Annotated in this window: 14 protein-coding genes and 1 tRNA gene; 6 read left to right on the top strand and 9 right to left on the bottom strand. The window is 66.8% G+C overall.

The annotated features are described in order from the left end of the window. Positions 1–317 precede the first annotated feature (317 nt). Positions 318–521, top strand: coding sequence for a cold-shock protein (locus MMB92_RS09870; RefSeq protein WP_006476615.1), 204 nt, complete (start codon positions 318–320; stop codon positions 519–521). A 141-nt stretch (positions 522–662) separates the two neighbouring features. Further along, complete coding sequence (locus MMB92_RS09865; RefSeq protein ID WP_006496574.1) at positions 663–1,790, top strand: exonuclease domain-containing protein; 1,128 nt, start codon at positions 663–665, stop codon at positions 1,788–1,790. Between the two features lie 13 nt (positions 1,791–1,803). Here the strand turns inward: MMB92_RS09865 and MMB92_RS09860 are convergent, their stop codons facing one another. After that, the gene (locus tag MMB92_RS09860; RefSeq protein WP_006486628.1) at positions 1,804–2,397 is read right to left on the bottom strand and encodes a chorismate mutase; all 594 of its coding nucleotides are present in this window, start codon (positions 2,395–2,397) and stop codon (positions 1,804–1,806) included. Positions 2,398–2,620: 223 nt separating this feature from the next. Further along, positions 2,621–2,725 carry a chorismate mutase gene (locus MMB92_RS09855; RefSeq protein ID WP_162484450.1) on the bottom strand — a complete coding sequence of 35 codons (105 nt, stop codon included), beginning with the start codon at positions 2,723–2,725 and terminating at the stop codon, positions 2,621–2,623. A gap of 240 nt (positions 2,726–2,965) precedes the next feature. Here MMB92_RS09855 and MMB92_RS09850 point away from each other — a divergent pair, with 240 nt between their 5' ends. From MMB92_RS09850 to MMB92_RS09835, 4 genes are all read left to right on the top strand, one after another. Then, positions 2,966–3,355: a DUF2946 domain-containing protein gene (locus tag MMB92_RS09850; protein ID WP_006496571.1), complete on the top strand. Its 390-nt coding sequence runs from the start codon at positions 2,966–2,968 to the stop codon at positions 3,353–3,355. 128 nt (positions 3,356–3,483) lie between these two features. Continuing rightward, positions 3,484–5,847, top strand: a complete 2,364-nt coding sequence (locus MMB92_RS09845) for a TonB-dependent receptor (protein WP_006494161.1) — start codon at positions 3,484–3,486, stop codon at positions 5,845–5,847. Further along, entirely contained in the window at positions 5,835–7,103 is a 1,269-nt protein-coding gene (locus MMB92_RS09840; RefSeq protein ID WP_277562676.1) for a sialidase family protein, read from the top strand. Before MMB92_RS09845 ends, MMB92_RS09840 begins: the two co-directional genes overlap by 13 nt. Further along, positions 7,100–7,585: a TlpA disulfide reductase family protein gene (locus MMB92_RS09835; RefSeq protein WP_058902076.1), complete on the top strand. Its 486-nt coding sequence runs from the start codon at positions 7,100–7,102 to the stop codon at positions 7,583–7,585. Before MMB92_RS09840 ends, MMB92_RS09835 begins: the two co-directional genes overlap by 4 nt. A 79-nt stretch (positions 7,586–7,664) precedes the next feature. Here the strand turns inward: MMB92_RS09835 and MMB92_RS09830 are convergent, their stop codons facing one another. The 7 genes from MMB92_RS09830 to MMB92_RS09800 all read right to left on the bottom strand — a co-directional run. Beyond that, the gene (locus MMB92_RS09830) at positions 7,665–7,919 is read right to left on the bottom strand and encodes a GlsB/YeaQ/YmgE family stress response membrane protein (protein ID WP_006476609.1); all 255 of its coding nucleotides are present in this window, start codon (positions 7,917–7,919) and stop codon (positions 7,665–7,667) included. A gap of 263 nt (positions 7,920–8,182) precedes the next feature. Continuing rightward, positions 8,183–8,395, bottom strand: coding sequence for a hypothetical protein (locus MMB92_RS09825; protein ID WP_060213678.1), 213 nt, complete (start codon positions 8,393–8,395; stop codon positions 8,183–8,185). Beyond that, complete coding sequence (locus MMB92_RS09820) at positions 8,392–10,134, bottom strand: FAD-dependent oxidoreductase (RefSeq protein WP_277562675.1); 1,743 nt, start codon at positions 10,132–10,134, stop codon at positions 8,392–8,394. The genes MMB92_RS09825 and MMB92_RS09820 overlap by 4 nt, the downstream gene beginning before the upstream one ends. A gap of 153 nt (positions 10,135–10,287) precedes the next feature. Beyond that, positions 10,288–11,097 carry a LuxR C-terminal-related transcriptional regulator gene (locus tag MMB92_RS09815; RefSeq protein WP_006485728.1) on the bottom strand — a complete coding sequence of 270 codons (810 nt, stop codon included), beginning with the start codon at positions 11,095–11,097 and terminating at the stop codon, positions 10,288–10,290. Between the two features lie 169 nt (positions 11,098–11,266). Next, positions 11,267–11,342: transfer RNA gene (locus tag MMB92_RS09810), tRNA-Thr, on the bottom strand. 206 nt (positions 11,343–11,548) lie between these two features. After that, complete coding sequence (locus tag MMB92_RS09805) at positions 11,549–12,562, bottom strand: class 1 fructose-bisphosphatase (RefSeq protein WP_080323305.1); 1,014 nt, start codon at positions 12,560–12,562, stop codon at positions 11,549–11,551. A gap of 223 nt (positions 12,563–12,785) precedes the next feature. After that, a partial coding sequence (locus MMB92_RS09800) for a transposase (RefSeq protein ID WP_143329487.1) occupies positions 12,786–12,909 on the bottom strand: 124 nt, incomplete at its 5' end.

Here is a 12,909-nt window from a genome sequence, read left to right as displayed (position 1 = left end):
ATTTTACCGAATCGATTTGTCCCCGGTAGGAATTTCACGCCCCGGATTATTGGCGATCCGGTCCCGGTAATATTGACAGGTTTTTGATGCGAATCAATTAATCAAAGGCGATGGTGTACCGATTCCAGTGCTATTAGCGTCTTTTCGATAAAACGGTCGCCAAAAATTTCCTTGACGCACCCGGATTGTCCAATTTATAAAGTCAGCACTCCGTCCTCGGGCGGCGTGCTGGTGCGGGTGCTGGCGCAATGTTTCGGGATTTCGGGTAACGGCTATAAAAATAGCTTTTTTGATCTTATCGAGTGGGGAACGAAGACATGGATACCGGTATCGTGAAATGGTTTAACGATGCTAAAGGTTTTGGCTTTATTACGTCGGACAATGGCGGTGAAGATTTGTTTGCGCACTTTTCCGAAATCCGGATGGACGGCTTCAAGACGCTGAAGGAAAACCAGCGTGTCTCGTTCGACGTCAAGGTCGGCCCGAAAGGCAAGCAGGCAGCGAATATCCAGGCGGTCTGACGCGCCACGCATCGCCGATCACGTCCGGCCCCCGCATCGCGGGGGCTTTTTGTTTTCCGGGGACGGAGCAAACCGGTCCGGGCTGGTCGCGAGTACGCCCGCCGGTGCATACTCACGGAAGCATCGTTTCCCAGTCTTTTCATGTCCGATTCCCGTCCGTCCGATCCCGCCAGCGAACAGCCGCTCGTCTTCGTCGACCTCGAAACCACCGGCGGCTCGTCCGCCGACCACCGCATCACCGAAATCGGCGTGGTCGAAATCGGACCGCTCGGCGTGTCGACGTGGACGAGTCTCGTCAATCCGGGGCAGGCGATCCCGCCGTTCATCCAGCAACTGACGGGCATCTCCGACGCGATGGTGCGCGACGCGCCGACGTTCGCGTCGCTCGCGCCGGCGTTGTTCGAGCGGCTCGACGGGAAGCTGTTCGTCGCGCACAACGCGAGCTTCGACCGCGGTTTCCTGCGCGCCGAGTTCGAGCGCGCCGGGCTGGCCTTCAATCCCGATGTGCTCTGCACGGTGCGGCTGTCGCGCGCGCTGTTTCCGCGCGAATCGCGGCACGGGCTCGATGCGCTGATCGAACGGCATGGGCTCGTTCCGGCCGCGCGCCACCGGGCGCTGGCCGATGCCGACCTGCTCTGGCAGTTCTGGCGCCAGTTGCACGAGATCGTGCCGCTCGAGCGGCTGCGCGACCAGATCGCGCGGACGACGCGTCACTTCCGTCTGGGCGGCGATCTGACCGAGGCGTGGCTGGATACCGCGCCGGCAGGGTGCGGCGCGTATGCGTTGTTCGGGGAGCGTGACGAAGCGCTGTATGTCGGCCGCAGCGTGCGCGTGCGGCAGCGGCTGCGCGCGCTGTTGACCGGCGAACGCCGGTCGTCGAAGGAAATGAGGCTGGCGCAGCAGGTGCGCCGTGTCGAATGGCGCGAGACCGGCAACGAGCTGGGGGCGATGCTCGCCGAAGCGCAATGGATTGCCCGGTTGCGCCCGTCGTACAACCGGCGCCCCACGGCCGACGCTACCCGCGCGGGTGGCGCGCCCTGGCCGTTCGAAGGCGCCGTCGCGTTCGAGGCGAACGGCGAGCGCCGCCTGTTTCATGTGATCGACGGCTGGTGCTATCTCGGTTCGGCGGAATCGCTCGATGCGGCCGCGCGGCTCGTGGCCGACGCGGCGGCCAGTGTGTTCGAACCCTTCACCCATCGCCTGCTGCAGACGCATCTCGCGCGCGGCCTGCAGGTGATTCCGCTCATGGCGCTCACGCCGGCGGATTGAGCGCCACGGCGCGTCAGCCGATCGCGCTGGCTCCGCCGGCGGAGCAGACGTGCGACAGCGCGGTATCGAGTGCCTGCGTCTGCGTGGAATCGTAGCGGGTGAGCGTCTTCCAGTTCGCGATGCTGCGCGCGAGCCGCGCCTGGCAATCGGGCGCCGCGCGTAGCGGGGCGACCTGCGCGAGACCGGTCAGCATTTTCTGCGTCAGCCGATCGAGCGCCGGCCGCGTGCTGGTCGCGAGATCGGGCGGTGTGCCTTCCGGCGGCCGCGTCGTGCGCCAGGTCGCGAACAGTGCATTCTGCACGTCCTTGCTCGCCGTGATCTGGTCCTCGAAGAACGTACGGGCGAACGCGGGATCGATGCCGGCCTGAACGGCGCGCTGTTCGACCGCCGTGAGCAGGGCCGCTTCGCGCGGCCGGTCCTCGATGGCCTTGTGATTCGCCCATTTCCAGCGCGCGACCGGTTCGGCGAGCGCGAGGCGCTGCGACGCGAGCGCCACGATGTTGGTGAGGGCGGTGTCGTCGCCGTCTGCCCGGGCGGGATGCGGAGACGAAAGGAGGGCGACGCCGAGCGCGGCGACAGCGAGGCTGGCACGAATGGCTTGCTTCATCGGAACGATCGGGAGACCCGGGCGGGCCGGACGTGGAAAACCAGAAGGATAGACGAAGACAGTCGCGCGGCGTAGCGTCGCGACAGGAGAATCAGCAGGCGAGCTGATCCGGCACCGTCAGGCTGTTGCGGCCCGGGTGCGAGGCGAATTGCGCGCGAAGCGCACGGATGAACCGCACGATAGCGATGATAGACACGTGGCGGTTACAGAACCGAACTGGCGTTCACTTCGGCGAGTACAGCTTGTGCTGCTCGTCGAAGAATGCCCGAACGTGCTCGGGCAGCTCGGCGAGGAATTCCACGCCGACGGGTTCCGGATCCGGGCTCATCACTTGCTCGGGCGGTGGCATGCGAGTGGGTCTTTCGTCCATGATCGTTTCTCCAGCAGGTTCAATGATTATCAACCTCGCGCTCGGATTTATGCCAGCGGCGAATCGTTAGATTTTGTCTCTGTTGTATTAACGGCACATGCGCTCCGGCGCGCGGTGCGATGCCCGGTATTGCACGCTGCACGATCGGCAACAATCGGGCCGCTTGTTATACTTGCGCGCACTTTTTCCTGGACCGCGATGAGACGAACGACGCGATGGATCGGCCTCGTATGGCTGGCGCTGGTACTGAACGTACTGTCGCCCGTCGTCGGCTACGCGCGTCTCGCGTCGAGCGGCTCCGGCGCACTCACGCTCGAGTTGTGCAGTGCAGCGGGCGCCCGTCAGGTCGTGCTCGCACAAGCGGGCGACGACCGCGACACGTCGTCGTTCGACCATGCCGGCGTCCCGCACTGCGTGTACTGCCCCGGCTTCGCGGCGAACGTCGCGCTGGGCACGAGCCAGCCCGCGATGCCGGGCTTCGTGCGGACGTTCGCGTATCGGGTGGCCGCGCCGGTCGTTCCCGATGTACCCCGCAAGGGCATCCGTCTCGCGCAGCCGCGCGCCCCGCCTGAAAACCTCCCGATCTGATTGATGTCGTCCGCGCGCCCTGGTGGCGCGCGAGCCGCCCGTGGCCCCGGTCCGCGCGTCGCGTCGTTCGTGCGCGGCTCGCGCACCCGTGTCCGGCGGCGTCCGATCACGTTTTCAGGAATTCACTCATGTCGTCTACCTTTGCCGCGCGGCCGTCGCGCGGCCGGCTCGCGCTCGCATGCGCGACCGCTTTCGCATGGCCGGCCGCTCACGCGGCTTCGACCGACGATGCACGCGCCGAGGCCGCCCGCGGCGGCGGCGCCGATCGTTCCGCCATCGCCACGCCGGCTTCCGCCGGTGTCGCGGCATCGGCCACACCGGCCGGCGACACGCTGAGCGCCGTCAGCGTGACCGCGCAGCGGCAACCGGTCGACCCGGATACGCCGGCCGTCGTCACGTCGATCACCCGCGAGCAGATCGATGCGCACACCAACGTCACCACCGAGGACGCGCTGAAGTACGCGCCGAACCTGATGGTCCGCAAGCGCTACATCGGCGACCGCAACAGCATCTTCGCGGGCCGCGACTTCAACGAACTGCAGAGCGCGCGCGGGCTCGTCTATGCCGACGGTGTGCTGCTGTCGAACCTGCTCGGGTCGAGCTACGCGTACCCGCCGCGCTGGTCGCTGATTCCGCCCGACGACATCGCGCGCGTCGACGTGCTCTATGGCCCCTTTTCCGCGCTGTATCCGGGCAATTCGATCGGCTCGACCGTGCTGCTCACCACGCGCCGCCCGGAACAGCTCGAGGCGTCGCTGTCGACGCAGTTTTTCACGCAGCGCTACCACGACGGCTACGGCTTTGCCGATAGCCTCGGCGGCAATCATCAGACCGCGCGGATCGCGAACCGCGTCGGCCGGTTCTGGTTCGCGCTGTCGCTCGACCGGCTGGAGAACAACGGCCAGCCGATGCAGTATGCGAGCCCCGCTTCGGCCTACAACCCGAGGCTGGGCGCCGCCGTGCCCGTGACGGGCGCCGCGACCGACATCGGCCCCAACGGCAAGCCGCGGACCATCGTCGGCGCGCAGACGATCGAGCGGACCGAGCAGCTCAACGAGACGGTCCGGATGGGCTATGCGTTCACCGATCACGTCGATGCGACGCTGACGCTCGGGCATTGGGAGAACCATTACCGGCAGCACGGCGAGACCTTCCTGCGCGATGCGACGGGCAATCCGGTCTACGGCGGCAACGTGTCGATCGGCGGGCAGAACATGACCGTCGCGCCGAACGCGTTCGCGCCGCAGCGTGGCGATCAGGAGAACTGGCTGTACGCGCTCGGGCTGAACGGCCGGCTCGATTCCGGCTGGCGGTTGTCGGGCGTGGTATCCGCGTACGACGTGTCGCGCGACGTGCTGCGCGCGGCCTCGACCGTGCAGGGTGGGGCCGGCACGCTGTTCCAGGGCGACGGCACCGGCTGGCGCACGCTCGACCTGAAGGCCGAGGCGCCGGAAGTGAAAGGCCATACGTTCACGTTCGGCTATCACTACGACAACTACTTCCTGCGCAACGTCACGTACAACACCGCCGACTGGCTGGCCGGGCCGACCACGTCGCTCGCGAGCGTCTATCGTGGCGACACGCGCACGCAGGCGCTGTTCGGGCAGGACGCGTGGCGCTTCGCGCCGGGCTGGCTCGCGACGCTCGGGCTGCGCTACGAGCGCTGGGATGCGTACGGCGGCGCGCTCGGCAATGCGAAAGGCACGCTCGGCTATGCGGACCGGAGCGCGAATGCGCTGTCGCCGAAAGTCGCGCTGCAGTGGGACGCGACGGAAGTCTGGCGCTTCCGGCTGTCGTTCGCGACCGGCACGCGGTTTCCGACGGTCGGCGAGCTGTTCCAGGGCACGATTTCGAACAACGCGATCGTCAACAACAATCCGAACCTGCGGCCCGAAAAGGCGATCGACTGGGATTTCACGGCCGAACGCGACGTGGGCGTCGGCGTCGTGCGCGCCAGCGTGTTCCAGAGCGACCTGCGCGATTCGATCTACAGCCAGACGACGGCGTCGGGCGCGACGACCGTCACCAACATCTCGAACGTCGACCGCGTGCGCGTGCGTGGCGTCGAGCTCGCGTTCAGCGGCGAGAACGTCGGGCTGCGCGGGCTCAACCTCGACGCGAACGTGTCGGCGAGCAACGCGCAGATCCTTGCCGATGCCGCGAACCCGGCCTACGTCGGGTCGCGTTTCCCGCGCATTCCGCGCATGCGCGCGAACCTGCTCGCGTCGTATCGCTTCGACGAGCACTGGCTCGCGAGCGTCGGCGTGCGCTACTCGGGCCGCCAGTACAACACGCTCGACAACAGCGACGTGAATCCGGACGTCTACGGCGGCACGAGCTCGTTCACGGTCGTCGATCTGAAGGCACGCTACCGCTTCGATCGTCACTGGACCGCGTCGGCCGGCATCGACAACCTGACGGACCGCCGCTACTACACGTTTCACCCGTATCCGGGCCGCACTTTCTATGGAGAACTGAAATGGTCGCTGTGAGATCGTTCGCGGCGGGCTGCGCGCTGTGGCTCGCGGCGCTCTCGACCGCCGGCGCGCATGATGCGTCCGGCGTGCCGAAAGCCGCCGATCCGCACGCCGCGCACATGAGCATGCAGGCGACGCCCGCGCAGCAGAAGCAGCCGCTCGCGACGGGCGCCGCGTTCGATGCGCGTCATCGGCTGTGGGTCGCATGGGTCGAAGGCGCGCATGTCGTCGTCGCGCATTCCGACGACGCCGGGCGCACGCTGTCCGCGCCCGTCACCGTCAATGCGATGCCCGAGCCGATCTACACGAGCGCCGAGAATCGCCCGAAGCTCGCGACGAGCCCGGACGGGCCCGCGGTGTACGTGTCGTGGTCGATGCCGCTCGATGCGCCGTACACCGGCATGGTGCGCTTCTCGCGCTCGCTCGACGGCGGCGCGACGTGGAGCGTGCCCGTGACCGTGCATCGCGACCGGCAGGCGATCACGCACCGCTTCGACATGATGGCCGTCGATCCCGCCGGCAACATCGCGATCGCATGGATCGACAAGCGTGATCTCGTCGCGGCGAAGGCGGCCGGGCAGACGTACGAAGGCGCGGCCGTCTACTACGCGGTGTCACGCGACGGCGGCGCGTCGTTCGACCCCGAGCGCAAGGTGACCGACCACACCTGCGAATGCTGCCGGATCGCGATGGCGATCGATCCGGCCGGGCGCATCGAGGCCGTGTGGCGCAACGTGTTCCCGGGGCAGATCCGCGATCACGCGCTCGCGGCGCTGCCCGTATCGGCGTCCGAGCCGGTCCTGCCGATACGCGCGACGTTCTCGAACTGGCACGTCGAGGCGTGCCCCGAACACGGGCCGGCGCTCGCGATCACGCCGGACGGCACGCGACATGTGGCGTGGTTCGGCGTCGTCGACGGTCGCGCCGACGTGTTCTATTCGCGCATCGGCGCCGATGGCCTGCCGCGCGGTACACCGTGGGCATTCGGCGCGAATCCCGCGGTGCCCGGCGAGCAGGCGTCGCATGCGGCGCTCGTCGCGCACGGCGACGTCGTGTGGCTCGCTTGGAAGGCGTTCGACGGCGACACGATGCAGATCAAGCTGCGTCGGTCGGATGACCGCGGCGAGCACTGGTCGGCGCCGCGCGTGATCGCGTCGACGGCGGGCGCGAGCGACAACCCGCAATTGCTCGACGATGCGGGCCGCATCTACCTGTCGTGGCGCACGCGCAACGACGGCTATCGGCTGATCGCCGTGGAGGGAGTGCAATGAAGCGGCTGATGGCATGGCTCGGCATCGTGCTCGCGAGCCTGCCCGCATGGGCGGGCGGCGGTGCATTGCAGCCGTTGCGCGCGGCGGACGTCGCGCGCCTGTACGCGGCGGCGCGCGAGCGGCCGCTGGCGGTCGAGATCTGGTCGCTCGATTGCGGATACTGTCGCGAGAACGCCGCGCATCTGGTCGCGTGGCAGCGCCGTCATCCGGGCGTGCAGCTCGCGATGGTCGCGATGGATGCGTACGACGACAACGGTGCGGCGATCGCGCAGGCGCTGGCGCAGATGAATCTGCCGCCGCAGGTCGCGCAGTATGCGAACGCGGAGCCGATGCCCGAGCGGCTGCGAACGGCGCTCGATGCGGGATGGCGAGGGGAGATGCCGCGCACCGTGTGGATCGGGCGCGAGGGCGTGCGTGACGCGCGCAGCGGCTTGCTGACGGCCGACGTGCTCGACGGCTGGCTGCAGCACGCGAAGCGGTGACGCAGCGGGCGGCGCGCGGCGAACCGGCCGCGCGCCGGCCCGATGCGAAAACGCGCCCGAAGGCGCGTGGAGAGAAACGTCAGGCCGCTCGCCTGAATAGCCGGATCACGAACAGCAGGATCACCGCGCCGATGACCGCGACGATCACCGAACCGATGAAGCCGCTGCCGATGCTGATGCCGAGCAACCCGGCAAGCCAGCCGCCGATCACCGCGCCGACGATCCCGACGATGATGTCGACGATCAGCCCGAAGCCGCCGCCCTTCACGAGCAAGCCGGCAAGCCAGCCGGCGATCGCGCCGATGATGAGCCACATAATCAAGCCATGAGTCATGGTGGTCCTCTCCTTGGGTTGAGTCGAAATGACCGCGTACCGGCCGCCGCGCGCCGCAAGCTGGTTGAAAGCGGCTGCGACCGCCGCGCCGCCCACGCAATGTAACGCGATAGACGGGTCAGAATCGTTAAGTAATGTTATGCACCCTTAAGCAGATTTTCCAGGTGATTTGTCTGCGTACGGCACGATTCGTGCGCATGCGACGCATGGCGAAATGAATTTGTAAGAATCGGGTCGCCGCTGCGGCTGATCGGTCGAACGCGTTATCTCTCGTGCGTCGTCGTGGACAGGGTGGCCTCCGGCAGTCCGTCGGCTGCGTCGGCAATCAGCCGCGCGACGGTCGCGGCATCGTCGATCGCCTCGATCGACAGCAGCGCCAAACGGGCGAGGAAGAGCGACGCATCGGCTTCACCGATCCGGGTCATCGTGTGGCACAGATCGGTGTAGAGCGTGTCGCGTTCGGTGTCCGTCATCATGCGGTCTCCTGAAGATCGGTTTCGATCGAAGCGTGCGGATGGAGCGCGCGATCGAGTGCGGCGCTCACGTCGTCGGCCCGCGCATTGTGCCAGCGACCGAGCACGTGCCCGTCCGGACGCACGAGATAGACGGTGCCGTCGCGTGCGCCGTACATGTCGAACAGCCGCCCGTCGTCGTCGTGGCCGCGGCAGGCCGGATGCCGTACGGTCGCCGCATGCCGGGCGAGCGTGACGAGCGCGAACGGTATGTGCGCTGCCTGCAGGCGTGGCTCGAGCGCGGCGAGCGATGGATCGGGCACGCCGTCCGCCGTGAAGCAGAACGCGGTGAAGCGCGGCGCGACGAGATCGGTCAGGTGGCCGCGGTGCGTATCGTCGCCATGCGCCCCGTACAGCGTCAACGGACACTCGGGGAGCACCGTGCCGGGCGCCGGGCCGGCCGCGAAGGTGTCGCGTTCGGCCGTGTTGAGCGGCGACCTGGCATACGCGATGGCCGATGTCTGGCGCGGGTTGATCAGCGAACGCAGTGCCGGATGCCGGACCGCGAGCGTCAGCACGGCCTTGCGCATCAGCGCGAACGCAAACGACGGCGGCGCCATGAACTCGGTGCTCTTCGTGCCGTAGCGCAGGTTCTCGTGCGCCGCGAACACGCGCTCGTCCGAGTAGCTGTCGAGCAGCGCGTCCGACGCGATGCCGCGGATCACGTACGCGAGCTTCCACGCGACATTGTCGGCATCGTCGATGCCCGAATTCGCGCCGCGTACGCCGAAGATCGGCACGAGATGCGCGGCATCGCCGCAGAACAGCACGCGGTCGTGCCGGTAGCGTTCGAGCGTCAGCGCGTTCGCCTTGTAGATCGTGATCCAGATGGGCGACCACGCGCCGCGCTCGCCCATCATGTCGAGCAGGTCCTGCACGCGCGGGATCACGTTCTCCGGCTTCACGGCCGCTGCGGGATCCTCGTCGTCACGCAACTGGTAGTCGATCCGCCATACGTTGTCGGGCTGCTTGTGGACGAGCACGGTGGAGCCCGGATTCGACGACGGATCGAAGTAGGCCAGGCGTTCGGTCGGCCGGTCGCTGTCGAGCGCGATGTCGACGATCACGTAGCGGCCCTCGTAGGTCGTGCCGCGCAGCGGCAGGCCGAGCGCGTCGCGCATCGTGCTGCGGCCGCCGTCGCACGCAACGACCCAGTCGGCATCAAATGCATAGCCGCCGAGCGGCGTGTCGACGTCGATGCGTACACCATCCGGCAGCCGCGTCACGCCGGTCACCTTCGTCTGCCAGCGGATCTCGATCAGGTCGGGCTGGCGCAGCGCGGCATCGAGCAGGAATTGTTCGATGTGATATTGCGCGAGATTCACCATCGGCGGCAGCTTCTGGTTCGCGTCCTGCGGCATCGTGAAATGCAGCACTTCGTCGCGCCGGTAGAAACTGCGGCCGCCGGTCCATGGCAGCCCCGTGCGCAGGAAATCGTCGAGCGCGCCGAGCCGCTCGACGATCTCGAGGCTGCGGCGCGAGATGCAGATGGCGCGGCTGCCGTGGCAGACCGAATCGTCGGCTTCGATCAGCACGCTGCGGATGCCGTGATTCGCGAGGCCGAGCGCGACGGCGAGGCCCACGGGGCCGCCGCCGACGATCGCGACGCGATGCCGGCGCGTGTCGATGCCGCCGTCACGCTCCGGCAGATGCGCGGGATGGCGCTCGGCGACGAACGGGTAGGGCTTGAAGTCGATATCCATCGTTGGCTTCCAGGGTGGTCCGGTTCGACGTGCCCGCATCGGTGAAGCGATGTGGGCAGCTGGTCGATCCAGTATGGAAGCCGGTCGTGCCGCCGTTGTCCCCATTTCGGGTACGGCGGCGGTCGCGCTACGCCCGGTGTGAGCCGACGCGTTTCAGGGCTGCATGCACAGCGCGAACAGTTCTCGCTGGCTCGAAATGCCGAGGCGCCGATACGCGCGTTTCTGGTAGGTCACGACGCTCGACGCCTTTACGCCCATCGTCTCGCCGATGTCATGTGCGGTCTGGCCTTCGAGCACGCCGCGCAACACGTCGAGTTCGCGCTTCGACAATGCCGGGCACGCATGGCGCAGTCGCGCGAGCATGCGTTGCGGGATGCCGATCTGCGCCGCGCCGGCCAGCGCGTAGTGATGCTTGGCGGCCTGCGCGATCAGCGGCGCGAGCGCCTCGATCGTCGCGATCTCGCGCGGCTGGAATGCGCCGCTGCGATGCGCGCGATACAGGTTGATCGACAGCCAGGTTGCATCGTCGGGCTGCATCAGCAACGCGAGCCGGTCGGACACGTCGGGGCCGCGATAGCACGCCGCGCGATACGCTTCGTGATCGATCTCGTCGCCGGCCTGCTGGTGCAGCAGCACGCCGTGCCGGTGCGTGCCGCGCCGGGCGGCCGAGACGATCGGCTGGTTGCCGTCGAGTGCGTAGAAGTGTCGCGCGTACGTGTCGGCGACGTCGCGCAGATAGCGGCCGCCGCGATGATCGGCGACGGACAGCGTGCGCGGGCGGTTGCCGAACTCGTACGCGAAGATCGTGCACTGCGTGATCGACAGTGCATCGTCGAACAGCCTCAGGATTTCGCCGGCGAACGCGTCGGGCTCGTTGCCGCCGATCGCGGCGACGAGGCGCGTCGCGCGGGACACGTCCAGTTGCGCGGAGAAAGTCGGTCGCTCGAGACGCCAGGTGCGCATGGTGCGGGGAGAGGGCGGAATGGTCCGGCGATTGTAATCGGCGGGACGCGGCGCGGGAGTCGGGAGATGCCCGCAAACGAGGGTGAGTCGGAAAGCGGACGGGCGCACGATTTCGGCGCCGGAAAAGAGAAAAGGTCTGACAAGCGATGCTTGTCAGACCTTTATGTCTTGGTGCCGGAGATAGGAGTCGAACCTACGACCTTCGCATTACGAATGCGCTGCTCTACCAACTGAGCTACACCGGCAGCAGAGAAATGAAATTATATGGTGAAATCCGCGATCTTGGCAATAGGTTTTGCGAAATTTTTTCAGCTTGCTGCGGCTGCTTCGCGAAACCCTCGATCCGGCGGACTTTCCGCTTTCACTTCACTGCGATGCAACCCGTTAGGGCCACATCGCGAAGGCGCGATTGTACTGATGTCTCGCACCCTCGTCCAGTGCTGCAGTGCAATTATTTTGCTTCGTCGTGATAGCGGGTCACGCGCTCGACTTCGTTCTTCGAACCGAGGAACACGGGCACGCGCTGGTGCAGGCCGGTCGGCTGCACTTCCATGATGCGCTGCGTGCCGGTCGTCGCGGCGCCGCCTGCCTGTTCGACGATGAACGACATCGGGTTCGCTTCGTACATCAGGCGCAGCTTGCCCGGACGATCGGGCGTGCGCTTGTCGGCCGGGTACATGAAGATGCCGCCGCGATTCAGGATCCGGTGCACGTCGGCCACCATCGACGCGATCCAGCGCATGTTGAAGTTGTCGCCGCGCGGGCCGTCCTTGCCGGCGTTCAGCTCGTCGACGTAGCGCTTGACCGGGTCGTACCAGTGGCGCGCGTTCGATGCGTTGATCGCGTATTCGCGCGTGTCGGCCGGGATCTGCATGTTGCTCTGCGTGAGCACCCACGAGCCGACTTCGCGGTCGAGCGTGAAGCAGTTCACGCCGTTGCCGGTCGTCAGCACGAACACCGTCTGCGGGCCGTAGACGGCGTAGCCGGCCGCGACCTGCTGCGTGCCGGGTTGCAGGAACGATTCCTCGGTCGCCTGCTTGCCGTCCGGGCAGCGCAGCACCGAGAAGATCGTGCCGATCGACACGTTCACGTCGATGTTCGACGAGCCGTCGAGCGGATCGAACACGAGCAGGTATTCGCCGCGCGGGTAGTTCGCCGGGATCGGGAAGAACGTTTCCATTTCTTCCGACGCCATCGCGGCGAGGTTGCCACCCCATTCGTTCGCGTCGAGCAGGATTTCGTTCGACAGGATGTCGAGCTTCTTCTGCACTTCGCCCTGGACGTTCTCGCTGCCGGCGGTGCCGAGCGCTTCGCCGAGCGCGCCCTTCGACACGTTGTAGCTGATCGCCTTGCACGCGCGGGCGACGACTTCGATCAGCAGGCGCAGGTCGGCGGGGAGGTTGTTGGTCTCACGTTGCTGTTCGATCAGGAACTTCGACAGCGTGGTGCGGCGGGCAATGGACATGACAGACTCCGAAAGGCCAAAGAATCCTTGAATGGCCGCAATTTTACCCGTCGCGCCTCCGGTGCCGCCGGCTTTTTTCGTCCGGTTACATGGCCGGGTGGCCGAAGCGGCGCGGTATCGGGCGGCGACGCCGGGCGGGGTGCGCCTCGCCGCGGTGGCCGCCCGAGCGGTCCGACCCCGCGAGCGCGTGCGGTTGCAGCCGTGCTCGTGCAATAAAAAAGGTTCATCGTGGATTACCGGGGAACGCGGCGCGGATCTTGAGGAAGAAGTATTCCTCGTCGCGGTACCCGTAAGCCCTGCGCTTGATGACCTTGATAGTGTTGTTGATTCCCTCGACGACGCTGGTA

The sequence above is a fragment of the Burkholderia sp. IO2 genome (assembly GCF_029522185.1).
GTDB classification, from domain to species: domain Bacteria; phylum Pseudomonadota; class Gammaproteobacteria; order Burkholderiales; family Burkholderiaceae; genus Burkholderia; species Burkholderia cenocepacia.
Note: the sequence above shows the minus strand (reverse complement) of the source record. Positions and strands in the feature narration are given on the sequence as shown.

Coding starts and splice junctions, on each gene's coding strand:
- MMB92_RS09870 (WP_006476615.1), top strand. CDS start 318: ATGGATACCGGTATCGTGAAATGGTTTAACGATGCTAAAGGTTTTGGC.
- MMB92_RS09865 (WP_006496574.1), top strand. CDS start 663: ATGTCCGATTCCCGTCCGTCCGATCCCGCCAGCGAACAGCCGCTCGTC.
- MMB92_RS09860 (WP_006486628.1), bottom strand. CDS start 2,397: ATGAAGCAAGCCATTCGTGCCAGCCTCGCTGTCGCCGCGCTCGGCGTC.
- MMB92_RS09855 (WP_162484450.1), bottom strand. CDS start 2,725: ATGAGCCCGGATCCGGAACCCGTCGGCGTGGAATTCCTCGCCGAGCTG.
- MMB92_RS09850 (WP_006496571.1), top strand. CDS start 2,966: ATGAGACGAACGACGCGATGGATCGGCCTCGTATGGCTGGCGCTGGTA.
- MMB92_RS09845 (WP_006494161.1), top strand. CDS start 3,484: ATGTCGTCTACCTTTGCCGCGCGGCCGTCGCGCGGCCGGCTCGCGCTC.
- MMB92_RS09840 (WP_277562676.1), top strand. CDS start 5,835: ATGGTCGCTGTGAGATCGTTCGCGGCGGGCTGCGCGCTGTGGCTCGCG.
- MMB92_RS09835 (WP_058902076.1), top strand. CDS start 7,100: ATGAAGCGGCTGATGGCATGGCTCGGCATCGTGCTCGCGAGCCTGCCC.
- MMB92_RS09830 (WP_006476609.1), bottom strand. CDS start 7,919: ATGACTCATGGCTTGATTATGTGGCTCATCATCGGCGCGATCGCCGGC.
- MMB92_RS09825 (WP_060213678.1), bottom strand. CDS start 8,395: ATGATGACGGACACCGAACGCGACACGCTCTACACCGATCTGTGCCAC.
- MMB92_RS09820 (WP_277562675.1), bottom strand. CDS start 10,134: ATGGATATCGACTTCAAGCCCTACCCGTTCGTCGCCGAGCGCCATCCC.
- MMB92_RS09815 (WP_006485728.1), bottom strand. CDS start 11,097: ATGCGCACCTGGCGTCTCGAGCGACCGACTTTCTCCGCGCAACTGGAC.
- MMB92_RS09805 (WP_080323305.1), bottom strand. CDS start 12,562: ATGTCCATTGCCCGCCGCACCACGCTGTCGAAGTTCCTGATCGAACAG.